Below are 9471 nucleotides of genomic sequence, written 5' to 3'. Positions count from 1 at the left end.
AAGATCTACGCCACCGGCGGCGTCCTCGTCCCCTCCGAACACCACATCGGCGCCTTCCACGACTGGATCACCGAAAAGATCGGCGACGTCGTCCCGGTTACCAGCCCGCAGCGCCAGGAGAAGGTCCAATGAGCACCGACGACAATCGCACTGACCCGGTGTCCGCCGAGGATCCGGCGGCACAGCCCGCGACGGCACCCGTGGACGACACGACCCTGCTGCACGAGGCCGAGGCCGAGGAGGTCGCGATCCTCGACGAGCTGAAGGACGGTGTCGCCGAGCGGCGGAAGTCCTTCCGCGCCGGCCTGGAAGGGCTCGACCGGACGATCTTCGTGGTCACCGGAGCCCTCGTCGTCGCGTTCGTGCTGTGGGGCTTCCTCAACACGGAGAGCCTGTCCAACGCCTCGACGGTGGCGCTGGAATGGGTGCTGCACAGCACCGGATGGATCTTCGTGCTGCTGGCCTCCCTGTTCGTGGTCTTCGTCCTCTGGCTGGCGATCGGTCGCTTCGGCAACATCCCGCTGGGCCAGGACGGCGAGCGTCCCGAGTTCCGGACGGTCTCGTGGATCTCGATGATGTTCGCCTGCGGCATGGGCATCGGCCTGATGTTCTACGGCGTCGCCGAGCCGCTCTACCACTACATCTCCCCGCCGCCGGCCACGGCCGACGCGCAGACGGCCGAGGCGATCGAGGCCGCGATGGCCACGTCGCTGTTCCACTGGACGCTGCACCCGTGGGCGATGTACGCGGTGGTCGGCATCGCCATCGCCTACGGCACCTTCCGCCTGGGCCGCAAGAACCTGCTCTCCGAGGCCTTCGTCTCGATCTTCGGGCGCCGGGCCGTGGACGGCATCGGCGGGAAGATCATCAACATGCTCGCCATCTTCGCGACCGTCTTCGGGACCGCCGCGTCCCTTGGCCTGGGCGCCCTGCAGATCGGCAGCGGCCTGCAGTTCAACGGCGTCGTCGGCGAGGTGACCACCCCGATGCTGGTGGCCGTCATCGCGGTGCTGACGTTCTGCTTCGTGGCCTCGGCCGTCTCCGGCATCGCCCGGGGCATCCAGTTCCTCTCCAACACCAACATGGTGCTGGCCGTCATCATGGCGGTCATCATCTTCGTCGTGGGCCCCACCGTCTTCATCCTCAACCTCATTCCCTCGGCGATCGGCTCCTACGCGCAGATGCTGCCGGAGATGTCCGCCCGCACGGAGGCGGTGGGCGGCGAGGACATGCGCGCCTGGCTGTCGGGGTGGACCATCTTCTACTGGGCCTGGTGGGTGTCCTGGACTCCCTTCGTGGGCATGTTCGTGGCCCGGATCAGCCGAGGCAGGACCATCCGCCAGTTCGTGGTGGGGGTTCTCCTGGTGCCCTCGCTCGTGTCCCTGCTGTGGTTCGCCGTCTTCGGCGGCACGGCCATCGACATCCAGCGCCGGGCCGACGCCACGCCGGATCCCGCCGACGGCATCGCGACGGTCGTGGACGGGTCCCCGACCATCTCCTTCGACAGCGCGATCTACGACATGTTCACCGGGCTGGACCTGCCGCAGGCCGTCACCGTCGGACTTGCCGTACTGGCCATGGTGCTCACCGGGATCTTCTTCGTCACGGGCGCCGACTCGGCGTCCATCGTGACCGGCTCGCTCAGCTCCCGGGGCAGCCTGGAGCCCTCCCGCCCGGTCATCGTCTTCTGGGGCGTGCTCATGGGAGGCGTCGCCGCGGTGATGCTGCTGGCCGGCGGCGACGATCCCGCAGCCGCGTTGGGCGGCCTGCAGCGGATGACGATCGTCTCCGCCCTGCCGTTCGTGCTGGTGATGTTCCTGCTGTGCGTCGCCCTGGCCCGGGATCTGCGCCGGGATCCCATGTGGTTGCGCAAGCGCCTGTCCGAGTCCGTGATGAACCGTGCGGTGCGCCATGCCGTCGACGAGTACGGGCACCAGAAGTTCACCCTGGTCACCCGGGAGAGCACGGATCCGCACACGGCCCAGTTCCAGGCGGTGGACGCCACGGCCGCCGGTCAGCCGATCTACGCCCCGCAGAACGGGCAGAACGGGCACACCAGCCGGAGTCGGAAGAAGGAGAGCAACCCGTCCTGACCGAGCTGCCGGACCGGGGCACCGGACCGGCCCAGCACTTCCACGCACCACTCCGGCCGCCGAGACCGCTCGGCGGCCGGAGTCATGCCCGGAGCACGAAATCCGCTATTGGCTACCATGGAGTCATGTCCTCCTCCGATCCCAGACCCCTGATCGCGTCCGATGCCTCGAAGGAGCAGACCACGACCGACGGCGTGACCCCCGGCGGAGTCCAGTCCGTCGACCGCGCCATCACGGTGCTCGAGGTCCTCGCCCGCACCGGCGGCTCGACGGTGACCGAGGTGGCCGCGGAGCTGGGCGTGCACAAGTCCACGGCGTCCCGGCTGCTCGGCGCGCTGGAACTCCGGGGCCTGGTGCACCACCCGAGCGACGGCAGCCGGTACGAGCTCGGCTTCGGCATCCTGCGGCTGGCCCACGCGATCCCCGGCCGTCTGAGCGTGGTCGCCGAGGCACGCGACGAGATCCGCCGCCTCGCGAGAACCCACTCCGAGACGGTCAACCTGGCGGTCCTGCGCGAGGGGCAAGCCGTCAACGTGGACCAGGAGATCGGGCCGTCCTCGCTCGGGACCCACGACTGGATCGGCAGCCTCACCCCCCTGCACGCCACGTCCAGCGGCAAGGTGCTGCTGGCCGGCCTGCCGTCCGACGAGCGAGCCCGTATCCTCCGCGCCCAGGGAATGCCCACGCTCACCGCCCGCACGATCACGTCGCGGAAGCAGCTGGAGCGGCAGCTGATCGATGTGGCCGCACGGGGCTACGCCACCGTGTGCGAGGAGTTCGAGATCGGGCTGAACGCGGTCGCCGTGCCGGTGCGCGACCATCTCGGCTCGGTCATCGCCTCGATCAGCGTCTCGGGTCCGGCCTTCCGGTTCACCGAGGAGAAGATGGCCGAGCTCGTCGAGGACCTCAAGCAGGCGGGCGAACGGGTCAGCAGGCGTATGGGGTACGTCCCCGTCGACAACCCCGAGTAGGAGGGCCCTCATCGCGGGGGATCGTGACGATCTGGCCGCGTTGTCCTGCATCACGCGTGGTGGGCGGCCCGCCCGTGCTTCCCCGGACGTCGTCGACGCCCGGGCCGCCGGCGGGCCGGAACCCGTCCACGGCGAGGAGGCCATGGCGTGGCTGCGGCTGCGCGACGGGGCCGCGCCTCGCACCGCGGAACCGCTGCGGGGATCCCGTGCCGAGCGGATCGCCCGCGGCACCGGATCCCCGCTCCGTCCACGTGGTCGACGAGTTCCCCATGACCCTCACCGGGACGGTCCGCGAGGTGGGGACGCAGGAGGCCCCGGTGCGGATGCTGGATCCGGAGGGCCGGCCCGGCCGCCGTCAGCGGGCCGCGGCGGGACCGCTCACCGGGTAGTCGAGCACCACGGCCCCGCCCGTGGCGTAGTTGGCCACGTCCGCGCCGACGGCGGCGCCCTCCGGCGAGGCCAGGGCCTCGCCCATGGCCTCGGCGTCCGCGAAGTCGGCCTCGAACACCGCGAAGTACGGGGAGCCGCCGGTGGCGGCCTTGACGTCCACGCTGTAGCGCCAGTCCAGCAGCCCGGGCAGCTGCTGCACCAGGGGAAGGTGGGTGGACTCGTAGTAGCTCACGAATGCCGCCCGGTCCTCGGGCTCGGGGTAGAGAACGATCATCTTGTGCACGGGGAGGGCCTCTCGGGTCACGGGGTGGCTGCGGTGCCACCGCCTGACCAGTGACCCTAGGCCATCCCGGGCCGCGAGGGGTCGGTGCGCGCCGGTCGCCCGCCGGCTGCCGAGGGCGTTCCGGGGCCGCCGGTCGCCCGCCGGCTGCCCGCCGGCTGCCGAGGGCGTTCCGGAGCCGCCGGTCGCCCGCCGGCTGCCTGCCGGCTGCCGAGGGCGTTCCGGGCCCCGCCGGTCTCGTCCCGGCCGCGTGGCCACCGGTCCCCCGCGCGTTTCCGGGGCTCAGGCGCGGAACGGGGCGACCATCGCCCGGACCGGCCGGTGCTCCTCCCTCGCGGCGTGCGCCTCGGCCGCCGCAAGGGAGGGGAGGTCGTGGGCGGAGCCGAGGACCACCGTGCGGTCGGTGATGCCGTTGGGCGCGTCCGCCCCGGTCTCGACCGGCCCCAAGCCGTGCATGACGAGCGGGGAGCATGACGGTGGGCGGCGGGACGTCGGCGTCGTGCAGCCGGGACGCGTCGGTGAGGTCCATGGCGACGGAGCGCACCGCGGACGAGCTCGCCCGGCACGGCTCCGAGCACCGCGATCCACGCCGGCCGGGACACCGACGGCAACGGCCCGCGCGGCGGCGGCGTTTCCTCGTTGCCGGACGCGCATCCGGCACGGGGGCGACGACGACGAGGTCAGGCTCTGGGCGGTGTCGGGGCGGATCGGTACGCTCGGGGTCACGGCCCCGGCCCGGGCCCCTCGAGTGGGCGGGAGAACGACCATGGACCTGAACGACGCACGGATCCTCGTGGTGGGCGCGACCGGCGTCCTGGGACAGCGGCTGTGCGAGCGGCTGGGCGAGCACACCGGCAATCTCGTGGTGACGGGCCGCTCGGCCGCGGACGCGGAGCAGCTGCGCGCCCGGCTGGGGGCACGCGCCGCGCACGCCCTGGACCTCGTGGACCACGACGAGGCCGCCGCGGTGGTGCGCACGGCGGCGGAGGAGCTCGGCGGGTTCGACGCCGTGGTGATCGCGACGGGCGTCGCCGCGTTCGGCCCCGCTGCCGAGGAGGACGAGGCGGTCGTGGAGGAGCTGTTCGAGGTCAACGCCCTCGGTCCGATGGCCGTGATCCGCGCCGCGCTGCCGCACCTCGTGGACGGCGGCGCGGTGGCGGTGCTCACCGGGGTGGTCGCGGAGCTGCCACTGGCCGGGATGGGCGCCTACGCCGCGAGCAAGGCAGCCATGGCCTCGTGGCTGGGCTCCCTGCGGCGGGAGCTGCGGCCCCGCCGGATCGCCGTGGTGGACGCCCGCCTGCCCCACATGGACACCGGGCTCGTGGACCGGGCGCTGGCCGGGCTCCCGCCCGCGCTGCCTCCCGGCCACAACATCGACGACGTCATCGCAGCCCTGGAGCGCGGCCTCGAGCGCGGGGCCCGCGAGGTCCGGATCGACTGACCCACCCGGACCACCCGCCCCGTCACCCCTCCCCAGCACTTCCTCCCCATCACCTCCTGCTCATCGCCCAGTCCCCACCCCTCGGTCGTCCATGCCCCCGCCACCGCCGAGTCCCCATCACTCGGCCGTCCATGCCTTCCACCGCCGAGTCCCCCACCATCCCCAGGCCCCCACCGCCAGTCCCCCACGTGGCGGCCCAGTCCCCACCTCATGCCAATCCCCCCAGAACGATCGAGGGGAATTGGCGCCTCATGTGGGACTCGGCGCTCTAAGACCACAGGGCTGGGGGACTCGGCGCATGAGGGGCCGGGACGGGAGGAGGCGGCGGCGCCAGGTCACAGGAGCAGGCGCGGCCAGTGCCTGGTGTCCCGCAGGAGCTGCCGGTCGTGGGTGGTCAGCACCACTGCGGCGGCCGTCGCCGCGAGCGCCTCGGTGAGCTCGTCCACCAGCGCCATCGAGAGGTGGTTCGTGGGCTCGTCCAGCAGCAGCAGGTGCGGCCGGGCGGCGAGCACCCGGGCGAGGTCCAGCCGCCGCCGCTGGCCGGCCGAGAGCTCGGCCGCCGGGCGCTGCCGGTCCCGGGCGTCGAGCAGCCCGAGCTCGGAGAGGGGCAGCACCTCGGCCTCGGCCAGCCGGCCGGCGAGCACGAGCCGGACCAGCTCCTGCTCGTACACCTCCTGGGCGGGCCGGGGATCGGGCCGCGGGCCCTCCTGGGCGAGCAGGCCGATGCGCAGCCCGGGGGCGGCCGCACGGGAGCCGGCGTCGGGAACCAGGCCGCCGGCGAGGACCTGCAGCAGGGTGGACTTGCCGGCCCCGTTGGGACCACGGACCACCAGCCGGTCCCCGGAGCCCAGCGCCACGTCCACGGGCCGGGGCAGCCGCCCCGCCACCGCGATGCCCTGCGCCCGCACCAGCTCGGCGCCGGGCAGGGCGGGCAGCTCGGGCACGGACAGCACCAGGGGTGGCTCGGGGACGTCCACCCGGTGCCGGTCCAGGTCCTCCTGCCGGCGGTGCACCGAGCGCACCAGGCCGGGGGCCCGGGTGGCGCGGGTGTGCTTGCCCGTGCCCTTCTCCGGCCGCCACCCGTCGACCAGCCGGGACCGGGCGCGGGCGAGGTCGTCGCTGAGCCGGCCGTGCTCGGCCAGCTGCTCCTGGTGCTCGCGCAGCCACCGGGACCGCGCGGCCGTGCGCCCCGCCCGCCAGCCGGCCAGTCCGCCGCCGTACCAGCGCGGGCGGCCGTCCCGGCTGGGGTCGAGGTCCAGGACGGTGTCCACCACCTGGCCCAGCAGCTTGCGGTCGTGGCTGACCAGGACCACGCCGCCGCGGAACTCGCGCAGCGCCGCGCCCAGGTGCGCCAGCCCCGCGGCGTCGAGGTGGTTGGTGGGCTCGTCGAGCAGCAGGAGGTCGTGGACGGTGCCCAGCAGGCAGGCCAAACGCACGCGGTAGCGCTGGCCCACGGACAGGGTGGCGAGCACCCGGGAGCGGTCGGTCACCGCCCCCAGGGCCTGGAGGGCGAGGTCCACCCGCCGGTCGGCGTCCCAGGCGTCGAGGGCCTGGGCGTCCGTCAGGGCCCGGGCGTAGGCCTCGTCGGCGCCGGGGGCTCCGGCGGCCAGGGCGCGGGCCGCGTCCTGCACCTCGGCCACCGCGGCGTGCTCGGCGGCGAGCTCGGAATCGAGCAGGTCGCCCACGGTGGCCTCGGCGGGCACGGGCAGCTCCTGGTCCACCACCGCCAGCGTCCCGGTGCGGCGCACCGTGCCGGCGTCCGGGGCGAGGGCGCCGGAGAGCACGCCGAGCAGGGAGGTCTTGCCGCGGCCGTTCTCCCCCACCACCCCCAGCCGGGTGGTGGGGGTGACGGTGAGGTCGAGCCCGTCGAGCACGAGTCGGGGGCCGCGGCGCAGGCGGACGCCGCGGCGACCAGCTGGGCCTGCTCGCCCGCGGGCAGGGGAGGACGGTGGGCGGGGGTCGTGGACATGCTTCCTCCGGGCTGCGGAGCCGCGCTGCCGGACGGGCCGGGCTCCTCGGGACGGGACGGGTGGGCAGGAAGGGGACCCGCCGCGGCACGTGCGGCGGCGGGTGCGCGGGACCCGTCAGCGGAAGAAGTGGTGATGCATGGTGGAGCCAGGATAGACCCGGATCAGTTCCGCGGCGAGGCCGCCGACCCGTCGCGGAGCACCCCGGCCGTCAGCGCCGCGACGAGGGCGAAGACCGGCACCACCACGAGGGCGGCCCGCAGCCCCACGGCGTCGGAGAGCATCCCGATGGCCGGGGACAGGCTCAGAAAGCTGATCCGCATCAGCCAGCTGACCAGCGCCAGGCCCGTCCCGGTGCGCAGTCCCGGGATGTCGTCGGCGGCGTGGAAGGCGGCGGGCACGAGGGTCGCACAGCCGAAGCCGGCCACCGCGAAGCCTGCCACCGCCACGGCCGGGACGGGGGCGAGCACCACCAGGAGCAGGCCGAGCGCGCTGAGGGCGGCGCCGGCCCGGGCCACGGCGACCCGGCCCCAGCGGTCGGTCAGGGGGTCCCCGAGCACCCGGCCCACGAACTGGGCAGCCATCAGCGCGACCAGGCCCAGCCCGGCGGTGGCCAGCGGGGCGCCCAGCTCGGCGTTGAGGTAGACCGCCGACCAGTTCATCCCCGCGTCCTCCACCATGACCCCCGCCATCGCGATCAGGGCCACGGGCAGGAGGCTGACGACGACGATGCGCCCGGCCGACCGGTGCCCGGCCCCGGCCCGCCGCCGCTCCGGCGCGGTGCCCGCCGGGTCCCCGGGCTCCGGCTCCGCAGGGTCGGCCACCGTGCGCAGGGCCGTGCCCTCGGCCGGGGTCAGCGCGGAGCGCAGCGCCACCAGGGCGACCACGCTCCACACGAGCCCGCTCACCGGGAGGTGCCACCCGAGCGGGACGCCGAGGGCGAGCGCCGCGGCGCCCATCAGCCCGCCGAGCACCGCGCCCAGGCTCCAGAGGGCGTGCAGGGAGTTGATGACCGAGCGGCCCCGGGCCCGCTGCACCTCCATCCCCTGGGCGTTCTGGGCGGTGTCCACGTGGGCGTCCAGCGCCCCGCCCAGGAACATGGCCGCGAGGAACACGACCACCCCGGCCTGCGTGCCGGCGCCCAGCCCGGCGCCGGCCCCGGCGGCGGCCAGGCACACGGCGAGCAGCACGGTGCCCAGCGCCGCGACGTGCCCGGAGCCGAAGCGGCGGATGGCCCGGGCCGGGAGAGCGCCCACCAGGATCGCCCCGAGCGGGAACGCCACCACGAGGAACCCGTACAGGGTGTTGGAGAGGCCGAACGCCTCCTTGACCTCCGGCAGGCGGGGCAGGAGGTTCGCGTAGAGGGCGCCGTTGGTGAGGAAGAAGGCGGACACCGCGATCCGGGCGCGCCGGACCCGTGCGGGGTCGAAGGTGGTGGTCTGCAGGGTCACGCCCTGAACTCTATGGGGTGCCCGCCCCGGTGCGGACGCCATCCGGCCGGAAAGCCTTCTACCGTGGACCCATGAGCACCCCACCCATCATCAGCGCCCGGGGGCTGAGCAAGAGCTTCCGCGGGCCCGGCGGCCGGATCGTCGACGCGGTGCGCGACCTGACCATGGACGTGGCGCCCGGAACGCTGACCGCGTTCCTCGGGCCCAACGGTGCGGGCAAGTCCACGTCCCTGCGCATGCTCACCACGCTGCTGCGGCCCACCGGCGGCACCGCCACCGTGTGCGGGTTCGACATCGCCCGGCAGCCGGCCGAGGTGCGCGCGCGCATCGGCTACATCGGGCAGAAGAACGGGGCCGGGCAGTACCAGCGGGTGGGCGACGAGCTGCTCAGCCAGGGCGCGCTCTACGGGCTGGGCCGGGCGGAGACGCGGCGCCGCGCGGACGAGCTCGTGGAGGCGCTCGGCCTCGGGGAGCTCGTGCGCCGGCCCACGATGAAGCTCTCCGGCGGCCAGCGCCGGCGCGTGGACATCGCCCTGGGCCTGATCCCCGGCCCCCAGCTGCTCTTCCTCGACGAGCCCACGACCGGGCTGGACCCGCAGTCCCGGGCGAACCTGTGGGAGCACATCCTCGAGCTGCGCCGGCGCTACGGGTCGACCCTGTTCCTCACGACCCACTACCTGGACGAGGCGGACCAGTTCGCCGAGCGGGTCATGGTCGTGGACCGGGGCCGGATCATCGCCGACGACACCGCGTCCCGGCTCAAGAGCGACCTCGCCGGCGACCGGATCACCCTGACCGTGGACGCCGCCCCGGACGCGGCGGCGGCGGCGGTCCGGGCCGCGGCCCGCGCCGCCGGGCCGGCCGCCGCGCCGGAGGCG

Annotated in this window: 7 protein-coding genes and 1 pseudogene; 4 read left to right on the top strand and 4 right to left on the bottom strand. The window is 74.3% G+C overall.

Going from position 1 to position 9471, the window contains the following annotated elements; genetic code table 11:
* Positions 1 to 128 precede the first annotated feature (128 nt).
* Positions 129 to 2093, top strand: coding sequence for a BCCT family transporter (locus BJF77_RS18735; RefSeq protein WP_047805041.1), 1965 nt, complete (start codon positions 129 to 131; stop codon positions 2091 to 2093).
* A 125-nt stretch (positions 2094 to 2218) separates the two neighbouring features.
* Positions 2219 to 3064, top strand: coding sequence for an IclR family transcriptional regulator (locus BJF77_RS18730; RefSeq protein WP_082157588.1), 846 nt, complete (start codon positions 2219 to 2221; stop codon positions 3062 to 3064).
* 355 nt (positions 3065 to 3419) lie between these two features.
* On the opposite strand, the gene BJF77_RS18725 is transcribed toward BJF77_RS18730, so the two are convergent.
* Entirely contained in the window at positions 3420 to 3728 is a 309-nt protein-coding gene (locus tag BJF77_RS18725) for an EthD family reductase (RefSeq protein WP_238986134.1), read from the bottom strand.
* Positions 3729 to 4016: 288 nt separating this feature from the next.
* Complete coding sequence (locus tag BJF77_RS20745; protein ID WP_158041335.1) at positions 4017 to 4190, bottom strand: hypothetical protein; 174 nt, start codon at positions 4188 to 4190, stop codon at positions 4017 to 4019.
* 310 nt (positions 4191 to 4500) lie between these two features.
* Here BJF77_RS20745 and BJF77_RS18720 point away from each other — a divergent pair, with 310 nt between their 5' ends.
* Positions 4501 to 5175 (top strand): SDR family oxidoreductase, encoded by a 675-nt coding sequence (locus BJF77_RS18720; RefSeq protein WP_075873112.1) that lies wholly within the window; start codon positions 4501 to 4503, stop codon positions 5173 to 5175.
* 335 nt (positions 5176 to 5510) lie between these two features.
* Here BJF77_RS18720 and BJF77_RS18715 read toward each other — a convergent pair.
* Together BJF77_RS18715 and BJF77_RS18710 are read right to left on the bottom strand one after the other, a co-directional pair.
* Positions 5511 to 7144 (bottom strand): annotated as a pseudogene (locus BJF77_RS18715) (ATP-binding cassette domain-containing protein).
* Between the two features lie 162 nt (positions 7145 to 7306).
* Positions 7307 to 8593 carry an MFS transporter gene (locus tag BJF77_RS18710; RefSeq protein WP_075873111.1) on the bottom strand — a complete coding sequence of 429 codons (1287 nt, stop codon included), beginning with the start codon at positions 8591 to 8593 and terminating at the stop codon, positions 7307 to 7309.
* Positions 8594 to 8664: 71 nt separating this feature from the next.
* Here BJF77_RS18710 and BJF77_RS18705 point away from each other — a divergent pair.
* Positions 8665 to 9471: ABC transporter ATP-binding protein (locus tag BJF77_RS18705; protein WP_255396366.1), on the top strand; the 807-nt coding region annotated here is incomplete at its 3' end.

It is taken from the genome of Kocuria sp. CNJ-770 (assembly GCF_001942375.1).
GTDB lineage: Bacteria > Actinomycetota > Actinomycetes > Actinomycetales > Micrococcaceae > Kocuria > Kocuria oceani.
Note: the sequence above shows the minus strand (reverse complement) of the source record. Positions and strands in the feature narration are given on the sequence as shown.

Excerpts from the sequence above, each read along its gene's own strand:
- BJF77_RS18730 (WP_082157588.1), top strand. The coding sequence starts at position 2,219 with ATGTCCTCCTCCGATCCCAGACCCCTGATCGCGTCCGATGCCTCGAAG.
- BJF77_RS20745 (WP_158041335.1), bottom strand. The coding sequence starts at position 4,190 with ATGCACGGCTTGGGGCCGGTCGAGACCGGGGCGGACGCGCCCAACGGC.
- BJF77_RS18720 (WP_075873112.1), top strand. The coding sequence starts at position 4,501 with ATGGACCTGAACGACGCACGGATCCTCGTGGTGGGCGCGACCGGCGTC.
- BJF77_RS18735 (WP_047805041.1), top strand. The coding sequence starts at position 129 with ATGAGCACCGACGACAATCGCACTGACCCGGTGTCCGCCGAGGATCCG.
- BJF77_RS18725 (WP_238986134.1), bottom strand. The coding sequence starts at position 3,728 with ATGATCGTTCTCTACCCCGAGCCCGAGGACCGGGCGGCATTCGTGAGC.